Raw genomic sequence first — 19,513 nt, 5'->3', positions numbered from 1 at the left:
TAGGGACGGGTCTAGCGCAGGCCTAAGCGACGAGCCAGGCGGCTAAGGTTGGCGCGGTCCAGGCCCAGTTCGCGTGCGGCCGCCGCCCAGTTGTCCTGGTGGCGTTGCAGGCAGGCTTCGATCACCTGGCGCTGGTAGCGGTCGGTCGCTTCGCGCAAGCCACCTTCGGGCAAAGACGGGGCGGGTAGCGGTGCAGGGGAGGGGGATTGAGGCACGGCTGCCACGGGGCGAAGGTCCATATCATCAGCCTCCAGGGTGAGGATGCGCGGCCGATCTCGGTGCTGGCCCATGGCCTTGAGGGCGGAGCGGCCGATCAGGTGCTCCAGCTCCCGCACGTTGCCCGGCCAGTCGTAGGCCAGCAGGGCTGCCTGGGCTTCGCTGCTCAAGCGCAGGCTGTTCAGGCCCAGGCGTGATCGATTCTGTTCGAGGAAATAACCTGCCAATAACAGCACATCACGCCCACGTTCGCGCAATGGCGGCACCTGCAATGGGTAGACGCTGAGGCGGTGGTAGAAGTCGGCGCGGTAGTTGCCGTTGCGCACCTCGGCGGCCAGGTCACGGTTGGTTGCCGCAATCAGGCGTACGTCGACCTGGTGCTCGCGGTCTGAGCCCAGGCGCTGCAGTTGCCCGCTCTGCAGTACCCGCAGCAACTTGGCCTGCACGGTCAGTGGCAGCTCGCCCACCTCATCGAGAAACAGCGTGCCCCCGTTGGCCAGTTCGAATTTGCCGCGGCGCTCGCCGTGGGCGCCGGTAAAGGCCCCGCGCACGTGGCCGAACAGTTCGCTTTCCACCAGCGTGTCGGGTAGCGCGGCGCAGTTCAGGCTGATCAAGGGTTTGTCGGCACGGTTGCTGGCCTGGTGCAGGGCCTGGGCCACCAGCTCCTTGCCTACGCCCGTTTCGCCAGTGATCAGTACGGTCAGGTCACTGCCGCCGACGAGGCGGATTTCTTCCAGCAAGCGCTTGTGAGCCGGGCTTTGGCCGATCAGCTCTTTGCCTTGGCCGCTGGCCTGGCGATAGATTTCGGCGCGGTGGTGTTCGTCCTCGGCGCGCAAGGCCAGGTGTTCGATGCGTTCAGCCACGGTAACGGTGGCGGCGGCCAGGCTGGCGAAGGCCTGCAAGGCATCCAGCTCCAGGCTTTGAAACTGGCCGGGGGTGAGGGCGTCGAGCGTCACCAGGCCCCACGGGCGCTCGTCGACCATCAGCGGGCAGCCCATGCAGTCGTGCACCTCCAGGTCGGCGTCAGGCACGTTGACCAGGCCGTCATAAGGGTCGGGCAGCTCGGAGTCACTGGCAAAGCGTGTGGGCTCGGCGCGGCCGAGCAGGATCTGGAAGCGCGGGTGCTCGCTGACCTTGAAGCGCCGGCCCAAGGTATCAGCAGAAAGCCCATCCACGGCCAGCGGTACCAGCCATTCGCCATCCAGGCGCAGCAACGCTGCCGCGTCGCAAGGCAGCAAGCTACGCATGGCCTGCAGCAAGCGGCGATAGCGCTCCTGGTCAGGCAGGTCGCGTGACAGGTCGCTGACCAGGGGGAGCAGTGCGGTAAGCAGCGGTTTTGCGGTCATAAAGACTCCTGTTGGTCATTATGACTATACGCCGGGGTGGGTCTTTTTGACATGAACTTAGTCAATGCCCTGATTTCACTGGCCTCAAGAGTTGGCACGATTGATGAAATGACTGGGTTAACCATTTGAAGCCCAGGCTCAGGAGTCGTTGCAAATGCTCAGTTCCGAACAACGTGCAATCATCAAAGCCACTGTCCCCCTGCTTGAAACCGGCGGCGAAGCGCTGACCACCCACTTCTACAAGATGATGCTCAACGAGTATCCCGAAGTGCGCCCACTGTTCAACCAGGCCCACCAGGCCAGCGGCGACCAACCGCGTGCACTGGCCAACGGCGTGCTGATGTACGCGCGCCACATCGACCAGTTGGAGCAACTTGGCGGTCTGGTCGGGCAGATCATCAACAAGCATGTTGCCTTGCAGATTCTGCCGGAGCATTACCCGATTGTCGGCAGCTGCCTGCTGCGGGCTATCGAAGAGGTGCTTGGCAAGGAAATCGCTACCCCTGAAGTGATCGCGGCCTGGGGCGCGGCCTACGGGCAACTGGCCGATATCCTCATCGGCGCCGAGGAAGGCCTTTATAAGCAGAAAGAGCAGGCCACTGGCGGCTGGCGCGGTACCCGCGAATTCCGCCTGGTACGCCGCGAGCGCGAAAGCAGCGAGATCGTTTCCTTCTACTTCGCGCCTGTTGATGGCAAGCCGGTGCTCAAGGCCGAACCCGGCCAGTACATTGGTTTGCAGCTGTTCATCGACGGTGCCGAACAGCGCCGCAACTACTCGCTGTCGGCCCTGTGCGATGGCACGCAATACCGCATCAGTGTCAAACGTGAGGAGGGTGGCAAAGTCTCCAGCTACCTGCATGACGAATTTGTCGTCGGTGAAACACTGCAGCTGTTCCCGCCTTCCGGCGACTTCACCCTGGCTGCCAGCGACAAGCCGCTGGTGCTGATCAGCGGCGGCGTTGGCATCACCCCAACCCTGGCCATGCTCGAAGCTGCCCTCGAGACCCGGCGCCCGGTGCACTTCATTCATTGTGCACGTAACGCGCAGGTGCATGCATTCCGTGACTGGATCGACGGGCTGGCGGAGCGTCACCCCCAGCTCAAGCGCTTCTATTGCTATGCCGAGGATGACGCTTCGCGTGGCGCCCATGCGGTTGGGCTGCTGAGCCAGGACCTGCTGGGTGAGTGGATGCCAGGCGAGCGTGATGTGGATGCGTACTTCCTTGGGCCCAAGGGCTTCATGGCGGTGATCAAGCGCCACCTGAAAGGCCTGGGTGTGCCGGAGCAGCAGAGCCGCTATGAATTCTTCGGGCCGGCGGCGGCTTTGGAATGATGGGCTGACTGCATTGCCCCATCGCCGGCTTGCCGGCGATGGGGCCGGAGCAAGCAACCTTTATATAAGGAAAAATGAAACCTTCTCCAGCCATCGTTCATCTTTAATCCTCCTTTAATCACTGTATCCTTCACTCCCGGGTGTCGAGGGGCTTGTCCCTGCGCGGCACCTGGGCAGCCGCTTTTTTGCCGGCCGGCGTTGAACCGACGTCACCGCTGCCGGTCTGAAGCCATCACCGGATAGCCCTGCGCTGCGTTGTCTCGCCGCTTCCTCGACACGCTAATGGCCAAACCTGCGTGTAGACTTGCGCCCAGGCAGGCGGATCACGCTGCCACCTATCCATCGAAGGAATCGGCAATGAACGAACAACTATCGCGCCTGAATCGGGAACGGCGCTTTCTGGTGCTGCTGGGGGTGATCTGCCTTGCCCTGATCGGCGGTGCGCTATACATGCAGGTAGTGTTAGGCGAGGCACCGTGCCCGTTGTGCATCCTGCAGCGCTATGCGCTGCTCTTTATTGCCATCTTCGCCTTCATTGCCGCGGCGATGCCCGGGCGGCGCAGCCTGACCGTGTTCGAGGGGCTGGTGGTGCTGAGTGCAATTGGCGGAATCGTTGCGGCTGGCAACCATGTGTATATACTCGCCAACCCCATGGTCAGCTGCGGTATCGACACCCTGCAGCCGATCGTCGACGACCTGCCGCTGGCCAAGCTCTGGCCGCTGGCATTCCAGGTCGACGGCTTCTGCAGCACGCCATACCCGCCGATCCTCGGCTTGTCGCTGGCGCAGTGGGCACTGGTAGCGTTTGTGCTGACCGCCATTCTGGTTCCGCTGGGTATCTACCGCAACCGGCGCCGGCCTTAGACATAAGTCCCGATTTCGCTGTGGTCTTTTGCACCCACAGACAGAAGGGAAAAGTTGCCTCCCGCTTGCTTCAGATCAACCACAAAGCCTTGCAGGATGCGGGTTTGAGGGCTATCAAGCGGGGTGCGACAAACTGTCGCGAAGTTGAATAATCGCACCCTATTGTTACGCATTCTGTAAAAGACTGTTGCTCAATAAGTCATAGTCAAGGGTTGGCGACCTCACTACAATCGCCCCCAATTTCCGTTCGGCACTGCTTGCGAGTCGCAGGATTGAAGGAAGCCCCAGCGCTTTCTTTTGCTGACTTCGTCAAGTTTCGCCCAGCGGCGATACCGGGCGGATACCCCTCCGCGTTTTCCCGCACCAAATGGACTTGGTCTGAAGTACAGGCCTGTTGCCTACGAAACCATAAGCACCGCTAACACGCTTGAGCCAAGGTCCTGCAGTCGGACCCCAGGCAGGAGCGAGTACGGGCGCGAAATGCCTCACTTGGCAGGACGAAGTGCTGGCTACCAAAACACAAATTGCATTGAAGCAAGCTGATCTAGAGGTCGTGAGATGAGTAAAAAGCGTTACCCCAGACTGTTTGGCATATTGCCCTTTTTAGGCATGCTTTTACTCAGTGGGTGCAACTGGACCCTGCTCGACCCGAAGGGTCAGGTCGGCATTGAGCAAAAGAACCTCATCCTCATCGCTACCGGCCTGATGCTGCTGGTGGTGATCCCGGTCATCATCATGACCGTGGCGTTCGCCTGGAAGTACCGTGCTTCCAACAAGGCGGCCACCTACACGCCTGACTGGTCGCATTCGACCAAGATCGAGGCTGCGGTGTGGATCATCCCGATCCTGATCATCATTGCCCTGGGTTATGTCACCTACAAGTCCACCCACAAGCTGGACCCGTACCGTCCGCTGGACTCCGACGTCAAGCCGATCCAGATCGACGTGGTCGCACTGGACTGGAAGTGGCTGTTCATCTACCCGGAGCAGGGCATCGCGACGGTCAACAAGATCAACTTCCCGGCTAACACCCCGGTCAACTTCCGCGTCACTTCCGACGCCGTGATGAACTCGTTCTTCATCCCGGGCCTGGGCGGCCAGATCTACGCCATGGCCGGCATGACCACCAAGCTGCACCTGATCGCCAACGAAAACGGCGAGTTCGACGGTATCAGCGCCAACTACAGCGGCGCTGGCTTCACCGGCATGAAATTCAAGGCTACTGCAACCTCTCAGGAAGACTTCGACAAGTGGGTCGCCGAAGTGAAGCAGTCGCCTCTGAAACTGGGCAAGGCCGAGTACGAAGCACTGGCCAAGCCTAGCGAATACAACCCAGTCGCGCTGTACAGCGAGGCGCCAGCGGAGCTGTTCCAGACCATCGTCGACAAGTACGAAGGCATGAACCGCGGCAAGCCGGTCCACGAAGAAGCAGGCAGCAAAGATCTGGCCACCACCACGGGTGTGGAATCGAGTACGCAACCAGCTGCCGGTGCAGAGGAGTAAGAGATGTTCGGTAAATTAAGCCTGGAGGCGATACCCTATCACGAGCCGATAGTCATGGTGACGCTTGCCATGATCGCGCTCGGCGGTATCGCTGTCGTCGGCCTTATCACCTATTTCCGCAAGTGGACCTACTTGTGGACCGAGTGGCTGACGACTGTCGACCACAAGAAAATCGGGGTGATGTACATCATCGTCGCGATGATCATGCTGCTGCGCGGCTTTGCCGACGCCATCATGATGCGTACACAGCTGGCTGCTGCTACCGGCGGCTCCGAAGGCTATCTGCCGCCTGAACACTATGACCAGATCTTCACCGCTCACGGTGTGATCATGATCATCTTCATGGCGATGCCGTTCTTCACCGGCCTGATGAACCTTGCGGTTCCTCTGCAGATCGGTGCGCGTGACGTTGCCTTCCCGTTCCTGAACTCCCTGAGCTTCTACCTGCTGCTGGCAGGCGTGCTGCTGGTCAACATCTCCCTGGGCGTCGGCGAATTCGCCAAGACCGGTTGGGTTGCCTATCCGCCGCTCGCGGGTATTCAGTACAGCCCTGGGGTGGGTGTCGACTACTACATCTGGGCGCTACAGCTATCCGGCTTGGGTACGACGCTTACCGGTGTGAACTTCCTCGTCACCGTGATGAAGATGCGCGCACCTGGCATGAAACTGATGGACATGCCGATCTTCACCTGGACCTGCACCTGGGCCAACGTACTGATCGTTGCTTCCTTCCCGATCCTGACCGCTGCACTCGCTCTGCTGACTGTTGACCGTTATCTGGACTTCCACATTTTCACCAACGAGCTTGGTGGGAACCCGATGATGTACGTCAACCTGTTCTGGGCGTGGGGTCACCCTGAGGTTTACATCCTGATCCTGCCGGCCTTCGGCGTGTTCTCGGAAGTGACTTCGACCTTCTCCGGCAAGCGTCTGTTTGGCCACCACTCGATGATCTACGCATCGGGCGCAATCGCCATCCTGGGCTTCGCGGTATGGCTGCACCACTTCTTCACCATGGGTGCCGGCGCCAGCGTCAACACCTTCTTCGGCCTGGCGACGATGCTGATCTCCATCCCGACGGGTGTGAAGCTGTTCAACTGGCTGTTCACCATGTACCAGGGCCGTGTGCGTTTCACCGCACCGATGCTGTGGACCCTGGGCTTCATGATCACCTTCTCGATCGGTGGCATGACCGGCGTTCTGCTGGCTGTACCAGGTGCTGACTTCGTCCTGCACAACAGCCTGTTCGTAATTGCTCACTTCCACAACGTGATCATCGGTGGTGCGGTATTCGGCTACATCGCCGGCTTCGCCTACTGGTTCCCGAAAGCCTTCGGTTTCACCCTGAACGAGAAGTGGGGCAAAGCTGCCTTCTGGTTCTGGATCTCGGGCTTCTACGTTGCGTTCATGCCGCTGTACGCCCTGGGCTTCATGGGCATGACCCGTCGTCTGAACCACTCCGATAACCCACTGTGGGAACCCTACCTGTACGTAGCCGTCGTCGGCGCCGTACTGATCCTGTTCGGTATCGCTTGCCAGCTGATCCAGATCTTCGTTTCGGTCCGCGACCGCAACCAGAACCTGGACGTGACCGGCGACCCATGGGGCGGTCGTACTCTGGAATGGTCGACTTCGTCGCCACCTCCGTTCTACAACTTCGCCCACATGCCTGAGCAGGTTGGTCTGGATGCATGGCATGAAACCAAGGAAACCGGTGCTGCTTACAAGCCGGCAACCAAGTTCGACGCCATCCACATGCCGAGCAACACCGCTACCGGTTTGTTCATGGGTCTGCTCCTGACCGTCTTCGGCTTTGCCTTCATCTGGCACATCTGGTGGCTGGTTGGCGCAAGCCTGGTTGCAACCATCGCTGTCTTCGTTCGCCACGCCGCACGTGACGACCAGGGCTACATGGTTCCGGCCGAAGAAGTGGCGCGCATCGAAGGCGAGCGCATGCAAGCGCTGGCCAAAGCAGGTGCTCTGCCTGCCGGCGCACGTGTCGAATCGTTTGAGCGGGTGTAATCAATGTCCAGTCAAGTAATACACGGCGGTGCTCATGGTCACGACCATGGGCATGACGACCACCACCACGACTCGGGCCAGATGACCGTACTGGGTTTCTGGCTGTACCTGATGACCGACTGCATCCTGTTTGCGTCGCTCTTCGCCACCTACGCGGTGCTGTCCGGCAGTTTTGCCGGCGGCCCGTCGGGTCATGACATCTTCCAGCTCGACTTCGTGCTGGTTGAAACCGCGTTCCTCCTGCTGTCCTCGATCACCTTCGGCTTCGCCATGCTGAAGATGTTCGCCGGCAACAAGGCAGGCGTGCTGGGCTGGTTGGCAGTGACCTTCCTGTTCGGTGCTGGCTTCATCGCGATGGAAATCTACGAATTCCATCACCTGATCGCTGAGGGCTTCGGCCCGCAGCGCAGTGGCTTCCTGTCGGGCTTCTTCGCCCTGGTAGGTACCCACGGCCTGCACGTGACCGCCGGCCTGATCTGGATGGCAATCATGATGTACCAGATCAGCAAGCACGGCATCACGCCGACCGCCAAGACCCGCATGAGCTGCCTGAGCCTGTTCTGGCACTTCCTGGACGTGGTCTGGATCTGCGTATTCACCGTCGTTTACCTGCTGGGGGTTCTGTAATGGCTAACGCACACGACACTCATCACGAAGGTAACCACGGTAGCGTCAAGTCCTACATGGTCGGCTTTATCCTGTCGATCATCCTGACCGCGATCCCGTTCGGCCTGGTGATGTTCCCAAGCCTGCCGAAGAACCTGACCGTCCTGGTCGTGGTGGCCATGGCCGTCATCCAGGTGGTAGTGCACCTCGTGTACTTCCTGCACATGGACCGCTCGAAAGAGCAGCGTTCCAACGTGTCGACGTTCCTGTTCACCGCTATGGTGATTGCACTGCTGGTCGGCCTGTCGCTGTGGATCATGTTCAGCATCCACTTCGAAATGATGGCCAAGTGAGGTAAGACTGCATGTCCGTTAAGCACTTTATCCAAATCACCAAACCGGGGATCATTTTCGGTAACGTGCTTTCCGTGGCAGGCGGTTTCTTCCTTGCCTCGAAGGGCCATGTAGACTTCGCCCTGTTCCTGGCGGTGGTGATCGGTACTTCCCTGGTAGTCGCGTCTGGTTGCGTGTTCAACAACTGCATCGACCGTGACATCGACATCAAGATGGAACGTACCAAGAACCGCGTCATGGTCCAGGGCGGCATGTCGCTGCCCCTCGCGCTGATCTACGCCACCCTCCTCGGGGTGGCCGGCTTCAGCCTGCTGTATGTCCAGGCCAACCCGCTGTCGGCGTTCTGCGCGCTCATCGGGTTCGTCGTCTACGTCGGTTTCTACAGCCTCTGGCTGAAGCGCAAATCGGTGCACGGCACCTTGGTTGGCAGCCTGTCCGGTGCCATGCCTCCGGTGATCGGCTACTGCGCCGTGAGCAACAGCTTCGACCTGGCTGCAGTGACCCTGCTGGTGATGTTCAGCCTGTGGCAGATGCCGCACAGCTTTGCGATCGCCATCTTCCGCTTCAAGGATTACAGCGCTGCCAACATTCCGGTCCTGCCGGTGGCACGCGGCATCCTCGCGGCGAAGAAGCAGATCGTGCTGTACGTGCTGGCCTTCGTGCTCGCCACCCTGATGCTTACCCTCGGCGGTTACGCCGGCCTCGGCTACCTGGCCGTGGCAGCTGCCATGGGCCTGTACTGGCTGTACATGGCGTGGGGTGGCTACAAGGCCGAGGACGACAGCAAGTGGGCCCGCAAGGTATTCGGCTTCTCCATCCTCACCGTTACTGCCCTGAGCGTGATGATGTCGGTGGATAGCCAGACTGCCGCGGACGTGCTGATGACCTACGCGCGCTGATACAGCTGCCTGTTACAGAAAAACCCCGGCCTTTGTGCCGGGGTTTTTTTATGGGCTGTAATTACCGTCAGTCCTGTTAACTGAAAGGATTCGAAATAAGGCCCTGAAAACCTGACATAAAACGGGATATTTTCCTTTACAAGATATCTTGTGCGGCATTATTGTCTGACTCGGCCGCCGCAGCGGCCAGCGTCGCTCGGACGGTTCCGGGCGCTTACGTCTTGCCGAGGAAACCATGGCCAACCCAGGTTCGCCGCGCCGCTTCGCGCGCATCGATCGTCTTCCCCCTTACGTCTTCAACATCACCGCCGAGCTCAAGATGGCCGCCCGCCGCCGTGGCGAGGACATCATCGACCTGAGCATGGGCAACCCAGACGGTGCCACGCCGCCGCACATCGTCGAAAAGCTGGTGCAGGTCGCTCAGCGTGAAGACACCCATGGCTACTCCACGTCCCGCGGCATCCCGCGCCTGCGCCGGGCCATTTCGAATTGGTACAAGGAACGCTACGAGGTCGACATCGACCCGGAAAGCGAAGCCATCGTCACCATCGGCTCCAAGGAAGGCCTGGCTCACCTGATGCTGGCCACGCTCGATCAGGGTGACACGGTGCTGGTGCCCAACCCGAGCTACCCGATCCACATCTATGGCGCGGTCATCGCCGGTGCCCAGGTGCGCTCGGTGCCACTGGTGCCGGGTGTCGACTTCTTCAACGAACTCGAGCGGGCCATTCGCGAGTCGATCCCCAAGCCGAAGATGATGATCCTCGGCTTCCCGTCCAACCCGACCGCGCAATGCGTGGAACTGGACTTCTTCGAGCGTGTGGTGGCCTTGGCCAAGCAGTACGACGTGCTGGTGGTGCATGACCTGGCCTACGCCGACATCGTCTATGACGGCTGGAAAGCCCCGTCGATCATGCAGGTACCAGGGGCCAAGGACATTGCGGTGGAGTTCTTCACCCTGTCCAAGAGCTACAACATGGCGGGCTGGCGGATCGGCTTCATGGTCGGTAACCCCGAGCTGGTCAGCGCCCTGGCGCGGATCAAGAGCTACCACGACTACGGCACCTTCACACCGCTACAAGTGGCGGCCATTGCCGCGCTGGAAGGCGACCAGCAGTGCGTACGGGACATTGCCGAGCAGTATCGCCAGCGCCGCAACCTGCTGGTGAAAGGGCTGCACGAACTGGGCTGGATGGTCGAGAACCCCAAGGCGTCGATGTACGTGTGGGCGAAGATCCCTGAGCAGTACGCCCACCTGGGGTCGTTGGAGTTCGCCAAGAAGCTGCTGGCCGAAGCCAAGGTCTGTGTTTCGCCTGGGGTCGGTTTCGGTGATTACGGCGACGACCACGTGCGCTTTGCCCTGATCGAAAACCAGGATCGGATTCGCCAGGCAATCCGCGGCATCCGGCAGATGTTCCGGGCCGATGGCCTGAGCCGCAAATAGCGCTGAACAGGGGCCGTCACACGGCCCCTGTTGCTTGCCGGATCGACGGCGAACTATTTTTCGCTGCCCCTCTTCTCAGCCGACCTCGCTTCGATTACAAATGGCGCCGCGGGCCTGCCCCGATAACAATAACCTTCCCTCCGTGCCATCATGTCCGAATATAACCCTTGCCTTGACTGCGGCGCCTGCTGCGGGTATTTCCGTGTGTCCTTCTTCTGGGGCGAATGCCAGTCTGCCGGGGGCGTTGTGCCTGACGACCTGGTGGTGCAGATCAACCCCACTCGGGTAGCCATGATCGGCACCGATGCCAAGCCCTGCCGCTGTGTCAGCCTCAAGGGCGAGATCGGCACCGAGGTGGCGTGCACCATCTACGCCAACCGCTCAAGCCCCTGCCGCGAGTTCGAAGCGTCGTGGGAGGGGGGTGTGCACAACCCCAGCTGCGACGATGCCCGCGCGGCCTATGGCCTGCCACCGCTGACCCCGCCGGGGGCCAATGAGCCGCATTGGCCGGATGATGGGGCCGAGGTTGCCTGATGGCTTTTGCGGCTGCGCTTGCCCTATCGCCAGTTCAGGCAGCCCCTTTCAGGCACCTCCAGCTCTACCTGAACACCGAAGCCCAAGGGGCCTGAAGGGTGTTCGTCGCGAGAGTTGCAGCGCTCGATCTAAAGGGCGCTGAAGATCCCAAGGCAAGCGCTTCGCGATGCGCCGCGCGGGCGGCGCTCGATCTCAAATACACCCTATAACTCAAGACCTGCCCCGGCGACCTACATAACGTTACACTGCCACCTCCCCAGCAATGGACAGGAGATCCGGCGTGACCCCACCCCGCAGTTTCCCCAGCGACCTCTGCCTCGACAGCCCGCGCCTGCAGTTGCGGCCGATGCGCCATGCCGATGCCGAACAATGGCTGACGATCATGGCCGACCCCGAGGTCATGCGTTACTGGCACCACGCCCCTTGGCAAGACCTGGCCGAGGCCGAAAGCGCCCTGGCCGCTGACCGCGAAGCCTATGCCAATGGTGATCAGCTCAAGCTGGGCATGTACCGCCGTGACAACGGCGACCTGATCGGCATGGTCCAGCTGTTCAACATCGACGATGTGTCCCGCAGGGGCGAAATCGGCTACTGCCTGGCCAGTGCCGTGCAGGGCAGGGGTTACATGGACGAGGCGCTGACATGCTTCATCGACTACCTCGCCCACACCCTGCACATGCGCCGCCTGGAAGGTGAAATCGACCCACGCAACCAAGGTTCGGCGCGTACCCTTGAACGCCAAGGCTTTGTGCTTGAAGGCACGCTGCGGGCGCGCTGGTGCGTGGCGGGTGAGCTGTCCGATTCTGGTATATACGGGTTGCTGCTCGAGCCACCGGTTGCATGACGGCTTTCTACCTCACCTTCAGCCTCGCCCTGTATCTGCTCGGCTTATGTTTCGATGGCGCGTTGATGACCGCCGGCAGGCACATGCCGGCCCTGCAGATGCTGCTATACGGGCCGTGGGGCATTCCATTCGGCTTGTTTCAGTGGTTTGCCAACCCGTTGCTGGCGGTGGCGATCCTGGCCCATCGACGCTTCCGGCGCTTGGCGCTGGTGGCTGGCTTGGGTGCGCTGTACCTGGCGGCCAGCAGCTTCGGCATTGAACGTCTGCCGGACAACATCAGCTACGACTTCCAGGATCGCACAGGCTTTGGTGCCGGTTTCTATCTGTGGTTTGCGTCTATTGTGGTGTTTTGTGCGGGGCAGGCGTGGCATGTTTGCAAGGCGCGCAACGCCCAGGACATGCCAGCTTGGCGTTGGCTCGACGTGGCGCTGATAGCAGCCCTTGCGCTGGCTGTGTATGCCGCCACACAAATGCCGTCGCTGCGTTTCGAGCCGGGCAAGGTGCTGATGCCGCCAGAGCAGCCGCAAGCGTTTTGAAGTTCACCAGGAGGGTTGCGATGAACAAGCAGTACCTGATGGGCCTGGCCCTGGCGTTGGGTACGCCGATGGCGATGGCTGGGGATAACTCGCCCACCTATACCCAGTGCATGGACAACGCATCCAGCACGGTTGCGATGAGCGGCTGCATTCAGGCCGAGACCCAGCTGCAGGATGCGCAATTGAACAGGGTCTACAAGCAACTGCTCGCCAAGCTCGAAGCAGCGCCGCGCAAAAGCCTGCGCGACGTACAGCGGCAGTGGATCGCTTACCGCGATGGTAACTGCAAATTCCACGTGCAGGCGAGTGGCGGGACGATGGCCCAGCTTGAAGGTGCCATGTGCATGATGGACATGACACGTGAGCGGGCGGCGGAGCTGGAGCGGGTGCTCAGCCCAGGGCAGTGATGTTGCCTGGGCGGGCCTTTTCGCGGGTAACCCGCTCCTATGACGGTTGGCGCAGTACCTGTAGGCGCTGGCTTGTCGGCGATGGGGCGCTAAGCGGCCCTATTTATTCATGTGAGCACCGCGCAGCGCCCGGGCCTTGAGGTACTCGCGCACCTCCAGCGCATCCCCGGCAAACTCGATCCGGTCAGCCTTGGCGTCACGCTGGTAGGCATACATCGGGTCGTAATATTCCTTCAACAAACCCTCGATCCACCCGCGGTGCAGGTCTATTGCACCGCACTGCTGCTGCTCGTCCAGTGCCTGGCGCAGAATCTGGGACAGGCGCTGGAACCGCTCGCCACCCAGGCGCTTCTGAATATTGGCCATGCTCTGCAGCATGCGCTCGGCGAATAGCCGATGGCCGAGCTGCTCACCGTGCAGCGTGACGAACTCGGCGCACAGGTTGATTACGTAGTCGCGCAGGATGCGTTCCACACGGTTCTCGAAGCTGTCCTCCAGCCATACCATCGGGTACTGCTGCATGCCTTGGTACAACGCCAATGGCACCGTGCAGCTGCCAACGATGCGGCCTTCATCTTCCAGCACGAACTGCTCGATGCCACGGGCACGTTTCTTCAGTACATCGATGGCGAGCTTGTTCTCGAAGTCGATCTGCGCCGGCTGCGCGGTGGCGCGCTTGCCGAAACTGGAGCCGCGGTGGTTGGCTTGGCCTTCAAGGTCGAGCACGTTGTTCAGCTGGTGCAGCACATCGGTCTTGCCCGTGCCGGTCAGGCCGCCCAGCAGGACGAAGTCGCACTGTTCGACAGCCTGTTCGGTGGTTTCCAGCAGGAAGGTGCGCAGCGCCTTGTAACCGCCGCTGATTCGCGGGTAATCGATACCGGCCTCATCGCGCAGCCACTGCTGGACGATCAGTGAACGCAAGCCACCGCGAAAGCAGTAAAGGTAGCCGTTGGGGTTGGCCCGGGCGAAGCTGGCCCAGGCGTGCAGGCGCTCACGCTTGGTGGTACCGCTGACCAGTTGGTGGCCGAGGGTGATGGCTGCGGCCTGGCCTTGCTGCTTGTAGCAGGTGCCGACTTTTTGCCGCTCCTGGTCAGTCATCAACGGCAGATTGACCACGCCGGGGAAGGCGCCCTTGGCAAATTCGATGGGCGCGCGCATGTCCATCATGGGCGCGTCGTCGAGGAACAGCTGGCGGAAATCGGTGCAATCGGGGCGCATCAGCTCACCTCGACTGCGTGGCGCTGTCGCTCGGCCAATGTGCCGATCGGCGAGAGCGTGAGGCCCAGCTCGGCAGCCACGGCGAGGAATTCCTCCTCACCTTCGGCGCTGACGGCCACCAGCAAGCCACCGCTGGTCTGCGGATCGCACAGCAGGTGCTTCTGATCATCGCTGAGCGGGCCGATCTTGTGCCCGTAGCTTTCGAAGTTGCGCAGGGTGCCACCGGGGATGCAACCCTGCGCCAAGTAGTGCTCGACGCTGGCCAGGCGAGGAACGGCGGCATAGTCCAGGTGTGCGGTCAGGCCGCTGCCTTCGGCCAGTTCGACCAGGTGGCCAAGCAGGCCGAAGCCGGTCACGTCGGTCATGGCCTTGACCCCATCGAGCTTGCCGAACCGGCTGCCGGGGGTGTTGAGAGTGCACATCCAGTCACGGGCCAGGCCTTGGTCCTGCTCGCGCAGTTTGGCCTTTTTCTCGGCGGTAGTAAGAATGCCGATACCCAAGGGTTTGGTCAGGTACAGGCGGCAGCCTGCGGTGGCGGTGTCATTGCGCTTGAGATGGCGTTTGCTGACCACGCCGGTGACGGCCAGGCCGAAGATCGGCTCTGGGGCGTCGATGGAGTGACCACCCGCCAGCGGGATGCCGGCTTCGGCGCACACGGCGCGCCCACCGCGGATCACTTCGCGGGCGACCTCCGGTGGCAGCACGTTGACCGGCCAACCGAGGATGGCGATGGCCATCAGCGGGTCGCCGCCCATGGCGTAGATGTCGCTGATGGCGTTGGTGGCGGCGATGCGCCCGAAATCGTAGGGGTCATCGACGATCGGCATGAAAAAGTCGGTGGTGGAGACCACGCCGCGCTCGTCGTCCAGGGCGTAGACGGCAGCGTCGTCGCGCGATGCGTTGCCGACCCACAGCTTGGGGTCCAGGGCTTGCGCGCCGCTTTCGGCCAGGATCACATCCAGTACCTTGGGGGAGATCTTGCAGCCACAGCCAGCACCGTGGCTGTACTGGGTCAGGCGAATCGGCTCGCTCATACGCACCTCAGGGAATCAAATTGTTGCGCGATTGTAGCAAAGCTGGCCTTTGTGCCATGCGCCCTTATACTTTCCACGCGCGGCGCGGATCGTCGCCCATTCCCCCCGCTATTGAACCGGAGTCTTCCCATGCTCAAACGCCCAATGGCGCTCGCCGCCGGCCTGGTCCTGTCCTGCTGTGCCGTTGTCGCCCAGGCCGCTGAAACCCTGCGGGTCAGTGCCATCCCCGACGAAGCGCCGACCGAGTTGCTGCGCAAGTTCGAGCCGCTGGGCAAGTACCTGTCGCAGCAGCTGGGCATGGAGGTTAAGTTCGTGCCGGTTGCCGATTACCCGGCGGTGGTCGAGTCCTTGGCCAGTGACCGCCTGGACATGGCCTGGCTGGGCGGGTTCACCTTCGTCCAGGTGCATTTGAAAGACCCGAAAGCCACGCCTCTGGTGCAGCGTGAACAGGATGCCAAGTTCACCTCCAAGTTCATCACCGCCAACCCCGATGTGAAGAGCCTGGCCGACCTCAAGGGCAAATCGTTTGCCTTCGGCTCCATCTCGTCTACCTCGGGCAGCCTGATGCCGCGCTATTTCATGCTCAAGGAAGACAACATCAAGCCTGAGAGCTATTTCAGCCGCGTGGCCTATTCCGGTGCCCACGACGCCACTGTGGCCTGGGTGCAGGCTGGCAAGGTCGACGGTGGCGTGCTCAACGCCAGCGTGTGGCAGAAGCTGGTCGATGCCGGCAAGGTCGATACCGGCAAGGTCAAGGTGTTTGCCACCACGCCGGAATATTACGACTACAACTGGACCGTGCGCGGCAACATGGAGCCGGCCCTGAAGGAGAAGATCAAGCAAGCCTTCCTCGATCTGGACCCCGCCAAGCCCGACCATAAAGCGATTCTCGACCTGCAGGCCGCCAGCCGCTTCATCGAGACCAAGCCTGAGAATTACCAGGGCACCGAGCAGGCGGCACGTGAGGCCGGCCTGCTCAAGTGACTATCGACCTGCACAACGCCGGCCTGCGCCATGGCCAGGTGCGCGCGCTGGAGTCCGTATCCTTGCGTATAACCAAGGGTGAGCGGGTGGCGATCATCGGCCCTTCCGGGGCCGGCAAATCCAGCCTGTTGCACCTGATGGCCACGGCCGTGCAGCCCAGCGCCGGGCGCCTGGTGCTGTTCGGCGAGCAGCCCTGGGCGCTGTCTGCCAGGGCACGCCAGCGCTTGCGCGCGCGGATCGGGCTGGTTCATCAGGCGCCGCCCTTGCCGCCTCGCCAGCGGGTGGTGACAGCGGTGCTGGCGGGCCGCCTGGGGCAGTGGGGCACGTTGCAGGGGTTGTTCAACCTGGTGTATCCCACCGATGTGCCAGGCGCACGGCAGGTGTTGGCCGAGCTGGGGCTGGCGGAAAAGCTGTTCGTGCAGTGCGGGCAACTGTCCGGCGGCCAGTTGCAGCGGGTCGGTATCGCCCGAGTGTTATACCAGCGCCCCGAGTTACTGCTGGCTGACGAGCCGGTGTCGGCCATGGACCCGGTGCTGGCCGACCACAGCCTGGCTTTGCTCAACCGCCATGCCCAAGCCGATGGCGTCACCCTTGTGGCCAGCCTGCATGCGGTTGAGCTGGCCTTGGCGCATTTTCCGCGGGTAATCGGTATTCGTGAGGGGCAGGTGGTGTTCGACTGCCCGGCCGACGCTGTGACAGACCCGATGCTGGACGCTTTGTACGCCAACGAGCAGTTTGCTTCGCAACCGGCGCAAGGGCCGACCCTGGCCGTGCAGATCCCCAGATGTTGAAAGCGCACACCCGCGACCCGGCCGCATTCACGCGGCTGATGCTAACCCTGCTTGCCCTGGCCGTGGTATGGCCTGGGGTACGGTTGAGCGAGCTGAACCCCGGCGTACTGCTGCAGGCGGAAAACCGCCAACAGATTGCCGCTTTCACCAGCGCCTTCTGGCCACCGGCGCATGATGCCGAATTCCTCAAGCTGCTCTACGAGGCCACGCTGCAGACCTTGGCCGTGGCCACTGCCGGCATGGCCTTTGCGTTGCTGTTGGCCATTCCTACAAGCTTGTTGGCTAGCCGCGCTTTGTCGTTGCGAGCCGCCTCGCGCGGTGGCCGTGCCGGTGTGTTGTCGCGGCTGCTGCGTATGCCGGTTCGCGGCCTGCTGATCTTCCTGCGCAGCGTGCCGGAGATCGTATGGGCATTGCTGTTCGTACGGGCTGTGGGCCTGGGGCCGACCGCTGGGGTGCTGGCCATTGCCATTACCTACAGCGGCATGCTCGGCAAGGTCTATGCGGAAATCTTCGAATCGGTCGACCAGCGCCCGGCGCATGCCTTGCTGCAAGCGGGCAGCGGGCGGCTGACGGCATTTTTTTACGGCATCCTGCCAAGCGCCTTGGCGGAGGTGGTGTCGTACACCGTGTACCGGTGGGAGTGCGCGATCCGCGCTTCAGTGGTGATGGGGTTCGTCGGGGCCGGCGGCCTCGGGCAGCAGATCGACTTGTCCATGCGCATGTTCGCGGGAGGCGAGGTGGCGAGTATCCTGCTGGCCTTCTTCGGCCTGGTGCTGTTGGCTGACCTGCTCAGCCGCTTTCTGCGGGGGAGGCTGGCATGAACCGAGTGCTCAACTTTCTCGTAGTTGGCGCGATTGTCGCAGCGGTGTTCGCCGCGTTCAGCTATCTGGAACTGGACCTGAAGGCGCTGACAGGTAATGGCGGGCTGGGGCAGATGGGGGCGTATGCAGGGCGTTTTTTGCACCCTGACTTGTCTGCCGAGCACTTGCAGGCAGTTGCGCACGGTGCCCTGGAGACCCTGGCAATGTCGGGCTTGGGCACGTTGCTGGCCATGGCCCTGGGCCTGCTCCTGGCATTGCCTGCAGCGGGGCGATTCGGCTGGCCGCTGCAGTCAGCAGCGCGCCTGCTGCTCAATGCATTGCGCGCCATCCCTGAGTTGGTCTGGGCTGCGCTGACGGTGCTGGCGGCGGGGCTAGGGCCGAATGCCGGGACGCTTGCGCTGGCATTGCACACGTCTGGGGTGTTGGGGCGGTTGTTCGCCGAAGCGTTGGAGAACGCACCGGCAGAGCCGGCTGCCGCTATCCGCCTGCAGGGCGGCGGGCAGGTCGCTGCGTTCTGTTTCGGCACCTTGCCCAACCTGTGGCCGCAGTTGTTGGCCTACAGCCTGTACCGCTGGGAAAACAACATCCGCATGGCCAGTGTGCTTGGCTTTGTAGGGGCCGGTGGCCTGGGGCAGATGCTCTACACCACGCTGAGCCTGTTCCAGGAGGCGCAGGCCAGCACCGTGATCATTGCGATGCTGGTGCTGGTACTGCTGGTGGATGGGTTCAGTGACCTGATGCGCCAGCGCTATGTGCGGGCATGACAGCGTCTGCCATCAACTCCCCACATTGCGCTTCGCGCTGCATCGACTCCAGGTTGCGCTCGATGGTCTCGCAAATCGTGTCCATCTGGATCTGGTGCTCACTGAAGCGGAACGGGCTCTGCAGGTCGGTGCCGATGCGCTCGATGGCCAGCAGCATGAACCCCACCACGGTCGACGCCAGCGGGGTAAACCAACCCAGCGACTCCACCAGCCCGATCGGTACGATCAGGCAGAACAACGAGATGAAAAGCCGCGGAAAGTACACGTAAGGGTAGGGCAGTGGCGTGTTGGCGATACGCTCCATGCCGCCCTGGGCATTGGACAGGTCCACCAGCGTCGACTCCAGCCGCGCCAGGCGAATGCTGTCGAGCCGGCCGGCCTTGTATTCTCGCGCCAGCAGGGCCGCGGAGCCGCTGAGGATATCGTTGGCGAAGTTGTTCGACCGATTACGCCGCTCGAACTCCCCCGGCGGGATGAATGCCATGAGTTCATCCGGGCATTTTTCGCCCTTCAGGTGCGCTGCCAGGCAGTTCACGTAAGCAATATGGCGGCGCAGCAAGGTGGCTTTGGTCGGGTTCAGCCCGTCAGCCGGGTCGTCGATCAGTGTCAGCGTCTGCCGGGCAAAGCTGCGCGAACTGTTCACCAGCGCGCCCCATAACGTGCGGGCCTCCCACCAACGGTTGTAGGCGCTGCTGTTGCGAAAGCTCACCAGCACCACCAATGCCGAACCCAGCAATGTCAGTGGCATGAGGGGCAGGGTGAATTTGCTGTTGAAGAACAGCATGAAATCGATGGTGACCAGTACATCCCAGATCAGCAGCCAGAACAGGGACCAGCCGATGTAGCCGAAGGTTTTCACCACCAGGCGGTACTTGCGGGCGATGATCTCTTTCACGCGGGGGTACCTCGAAAGGGTGGGCATGAAGGATCGGACGCTGAGGGGCTGGCAAGGTTCTGTGCTGTTCGTCGTAGGGTGTAACTGGAAGTGTGTGAT

The 19,513-nt window shown here is 61.8% G+C and carries 20 protein-coding genes; 16 read left to right on the top strand and 4 right to left on the bottom strand.

Going from position 1 to position 19,513, the window contains the following annotated elements; all coding sequences use genetic code 11:
• Positions 1-11 precede the first annotated feature (11 nt).
• Entirely contained in the window at positions 12-1,562 is a 1,551-nt protein-coding gene (gene norR / locus ABEH27_RS02595) for a nitric oxide reductase transcriptional regulator NorR (protein WP_346612055.1), read from the bottom strand.
• Between the two features lie 154 nt (positions 1,563-1,716).
• Here norR and hmpA point away from each other — a divergent pair, with 154 nt between their 5' ends.
• The 12 genes from hmpA (at position 1,717) to ABEH27_RS02535 (ending at position 12,907) form a co-directional block, all read left to right on the top strand.
• Positions 1,717-2,895 carry an NO-inducible flavohemoprotein gene (hmpA, locus tag ABEH27_RS02590; RefSeq protein ID WP_346612054.1) on the top strand — a complete coding sequence of 393 codons (1,179 nt, stop codon included), beginning with the start codon at positions 1,717-1,719 and terminating at the stop codon, positions 2,893-2,895.
• Between the two features lie 357 nt (positions 2,896-3,252).
• Positions 3,253-3,759, top strand: coding sequence for a disulfide bond formation protein B (locus tag ABEH27_RS02585; RefSeq protein ID WP_346612053.1), 507 nt, complete (start codon positions 3,253-3,255; stop codon positions 3,757-3,759).
• A 558-nt stretch (positions 3,760-4,317) separates the two neighbouring features.
• The gene (cyoA, locus tag ABEH27_RS02580) at positions 4,318-5,262 is read left to right on the top strand and encodes a ubiquinol oxidase subunit II (protein WP_346612052.1); all 945 of its coding nucleotides are present in this window, start codon (positions 4,318-4,320) and stop codon (positions 5,260-5,262) included.
• A 3-nt stretch (positions 5,263-5,265) separates the two neighbouring features.
• On the top strand, positions 5,266-7,284 hold the full coding sequence (cyoB, locus tag ABEH27_RS02575) for a cytochrome o ubiquinol oxidase subunit I (protein ID WP_346612051.1): 2,019 nt from the start codon (positions 5,266-5,268) through the stop codon (positions 7,282-7,284).
• Between the two features lie 3 nt (positions 7,285-7,287).
• On the top strand, positions 7,288-7,911 hold the full coding sequence (cyoC, locus tag ABEH27_RS02570) for a cytochrome o ubiquinol oxidase subunit III (RefSeq protein ID WP_346612050.1): 624 nt from the start codon (positions 7,288-7,290) through the stop codon (positions 7,909-7,911).
• Positions 7,911-8,243, top strand: coding sequence for a cytochrome o ubiquinol oxidase subunit IV (gene cyoD / locus ABEH27_RS02565; RefSeq protein ID WP_346612049.1), 333 nt, complete (start codon positions 7,911-7,913; stop codon positions 8,241-8,243). Before cyoC ends, cyoD begins: the two co-directional genes overlap by 1 nt.
• 11 nt (positions 8,244-8,254) lie before the next feature.
• The gene (cyoE, locus tag ABEH27_RS02560) at positions 8,255-9,142 is read left to right on the top strand and encodes a heme o synthase (RefSeq protein ID WP_346612048.1); all 888 of its coding nucleotides are present in this window, start codon (positions 8,255-8,257) and stop codon (positions 9,140-9,142) included.
• A gap of 235 nt (positions 9,143-9,377) precedes the next feature.
• A complete protein-coding gene (gene alaC / locus ABEH27_RS02555; RefSeq protein WP_346612047.1) occupies positions 9,378-10,586 on the top strand; it encodes an alanine transaminase in 1,209 nt (402 codons plus the stop codon).
• 150 nt (positions 10,587-10,736) lie between these two features.
• Positions 10,737-11,120 carry a YkgJ family cysteine cluster protein gene (locus ABEH27_RS02550; RefSeq protein WP_012316177.1) on the top strand — a complete coding sequence of 128 codons (384 nt, stop codon included), beginning with the start codon at positions 10,737-10,739 and terminating at the stop codon, positions 11,118-11,120.
• Between the two features lie 280 nt (positions 11,121-11,400).
• Positions 11,401-11,964, top strand: coding sequence for a GNAT family N-acetyltransferase (locus tag ABEH27_RS02545; RefSeq protein ID WP_258655312.1), 564 nt, complete (start codon positions 11,401-11,403; stop codon positions 11,962-11,964).
• On the top strand, positions 11,961-12,500 hold the full coding sequence (locus tag ABEH27_RS02540; protein WP_346612046.1) for a hypothetical protein: 540 nt from the start codon (positions 11,961-11,963) through the stop codon (positions 12,498-12,500). The genes ABEH27_RS02545 and ABEH27_RS02540 overlap by 4 nt, the downstream gene beginning before the upstream one ends.
• A 20-nt stretch (positions 12,501-12,520) precedes the next feature.
• Entirely contained in the window at positions 12,521-12,907 is a 387-nt protein-coding gene (locus ABEH27_RS02535; RefSeq protein WP_346612044.1) for a lysozyme inhibitor LprI family protein, read from the top strand.
• A gap of 99 nt (positions 12,908-13,006) precedes the next feature.
• On the opposite strand, the gene mnmH is transcribed toward ABEH27_RS02535, so the two are convergent.
• Both mnmH and selD read right to left on the bottom strand, forming a co-directional pair.
• The gene (gene mnmH / locus ABEH27_RS02530; protein WP_346612043.1) at positions 13,007-14,125 is read right to left on the bottom strand and encodes a tRNA 2-selenouridine(34) synthase MnmH; all 1,119 of its coding nucleotides are present in this window, start codon (positions 14,123-14,125) and stop codon (positions 13,007-13,009) included.
• The gene (gene selD / locus ABEH27_RS02525) at positions 14,125-15,159 is read right to left on the bottom strand and encodes a selenide, water dikinase SelD (protein ID WP_346612042.1); all 1,035 of its coding nucleotides are present in this window, start codon (positions 15,157-15,159) and stop codon (positions 14,125-14,127) included. Before selD ends, mnmH begins: the two co-directional genes overlap by 1 nt.
• 129 nt (positions 15,160-15,288) lie before the next feature.
• On the opposite strand from selD, the gene ABEH27_RS02520 reads away from it, so the two are divergent.
• The 4 genes from ABEH27_RS02520 to phnE are packed head-to-tail and all read left to right on the top strand — an operon-like array spanning position 15,289 to position 18,519.
• Complete coding sequence (locus ABEH27_RS02520; RefSeq protein WP_346612040.1) at positions 15,289-16,143, top strand: putative selenate ABC transporter substrate-binding protein; 855 nt, start codon at positions 15,289-15,291, stop codon at positions 16,141-16,143.
• Positions 16,140-16,934: an ATP-binding cassette domain-containing protein gene (locus ABEH27_RS02515; RefSeq protein ID WP_346612039.1), complete on the top strand. Its 795-nt coding sequence runs from the start codon at positions 16,140-16,142 to the stop codon at positions 16,932-16,934. The genes ABEH27_RS02520 and ABEH27_RS02515 overlap by 4 nt, the downstream gene beginning before the upstream one ends.
• Positions 16,928-17,755 (top strand): ABC transporter permease, encoded by an 828-nt coding sequence (locus ABEH27_RS02510; RefSeq protein WP_346612038.1) that lies wholly within the window; start codon positions 16,928-16,930, stop codon positions 17,753-17,755. Before ABEH27_RS02515 ends, ABEH27_RS02510 begins: the two co-directional genes overlap by 7 nt.
• Positions 17,752-18,519: a phosphonate ABC transporter, permease protein PhnE gene (gene phnE / locus ABEH27_RS02505; RefSeq protein WP_346612037.1), complete on the top strand. Its 768-nt coding sequence runs from the start codon at positions 17,752-17,754 to the stop codon at positions 18,517-18,519. Before ABEH27_RS02510 ends, phnE begins: the two co-directional genes overlap by 4 nt.
• Here the strand turns inward: phnE and ABEH27_RS02500 are convergent.
• On the bottom strand, positions 18,482-19,414 hold the full coding sequence (locus ABEH27_RS02500) for a bestrophin family ion channel (RefSeq protein WP_346612036.1): 933 nt from the start codon (positions 19,412-19,414) through the stop codon (positions 18,482-18,484). The two genes, phnE and ABEH27_RS02500, sit on opposite strands and share 38 nt — an antisense overlap.
• Positions 19,415-19,513: the final 99 nt, after the last annotated feature.

This window comes from Pseudomonas sp. P39-UII1, assembly GCF_039672635.1.
Lineage (GTDB): Bacteria > Pseudomonadota > Gammaproteobacteria > Pseudomonadales > Pseudomonadaceae > Aquipseudomonas.
This window is presented reverse-complemented; position numbering and strand designations above follow the sequence as displayed.

Bases quoted from the DNA above. Each gene is read 5' to 3' on its own strand.
- mnmH (WP_346612043.1), bottom strand. From the start codon at position 14,125: ATGCGCCCCGATTGCACCGATTTCCGCCAGCTGTTCCTCGACGACGCG.
- selD (WP_346612042.1), bottom strand. From the start codon at position 15,159: ATGAGCGAGCCGATTCGCCTGACCCAGTACAGCCACGGTGCTGGCTGT.
- ABEH27_RS02535 (WP_346612044.1), top strand. From the start codon at position 12,521: ATGAACAAGCAGTACCTGATGGGCCTGGCCCTGGCGTTGGGTACGCCG.
- norR (WP_346612055.1), bottom strand. From the start codon at position 1,562: ATGACCGCAAAACCGCTGCTTACCGCACTGCTCCCCCTGGTCAGCGAC.
- phnE (WP_346612037.1), top strand. From the start codon at position 17,752: ATGAACCGAGTGCTCAACTTTCTCGTAGTTGGCGCGATTGTCGCAGCG.
- ABEH27_RS02585 (WP_346612053.1), top strand. From the start codon at position 3,253: ATGAACGAACAACTATCGCGCCTGAATCGGGAACGGCGCTTTCTGGTG.
- cyoC (WP_346612050.1), top strand. From the start codon at position 7,288: ATGTCCAGTCAAGTAATACACGGCGGTGCTCATGGTCACGACCATGGG.
- cyoD (WP_346612049.1), top strand. From the start codon at position 7,911: ATGGCTAACGCACACGACACTCATCACGAAGGTAACCACGGTAGCGTC.
- cyoA (WP_346612052.1), top strand. From the start codon at position 4,318: ATGAGTAAAAAGCGTTACCCCAGACTGTTTGGCATATTGCCCTTTTTA.
- hmpA (WP_346612054.1), top strand. From the start codon at position 1,717: ATGCTCAGTTCCGAACAACGTGCAATCATCAAAGCCACTGTCCCCCTG.
- ABEH27_RS02520 (WP_346612040.1), top strand. From the start codon at position 15,289: ATGCTCAAACGCCCAATGGCGCTCGCCGCCGGCCTGGTCCTGTCCTGC.
- cyoE (WP_346612048.1), top strand. From the start codon at position 8,255: ATGTCCGTTAAGCACTTTATCCAAATCACCAAACCGGGGATCATTTTC.
- ABEH27_RS02540 (WP_346612046.1), top strand. From the start codon at position 11,961: ATGACGGCTTTCTACCTCACCTTCAGCCTCGCCCTGTATCTGCTCGGC.
- alaC (WP_346612047.1), top strand. From the start codon at position 9,378: ATGGCCAACCCAGGTTCGCCGCGCCGCTTCGCGCGCATCGATCGTCTT.
- ABEH27_RS02510 (WP_346612038.1), top strand. From the start codon at position 16,928: ATGTTGAAAGCGCACACCCGCGACCCGGCCGCATTCACGCGGCTGATG.
- ABEH27_RS02550 (WP_012316177.1), top strand. From the start codon at position 10,737: ATGTCCGAATATAACCCTTGCCTTGACTGCGGCGCCTGCTGCGGGTAT.
- cyoB (WP_346612051.1), top strand. From the start codon at position 5,266: ATGTTCGGTAAATTAAGCCTGGAGGCGATACCCTATCACGAGCCGATA.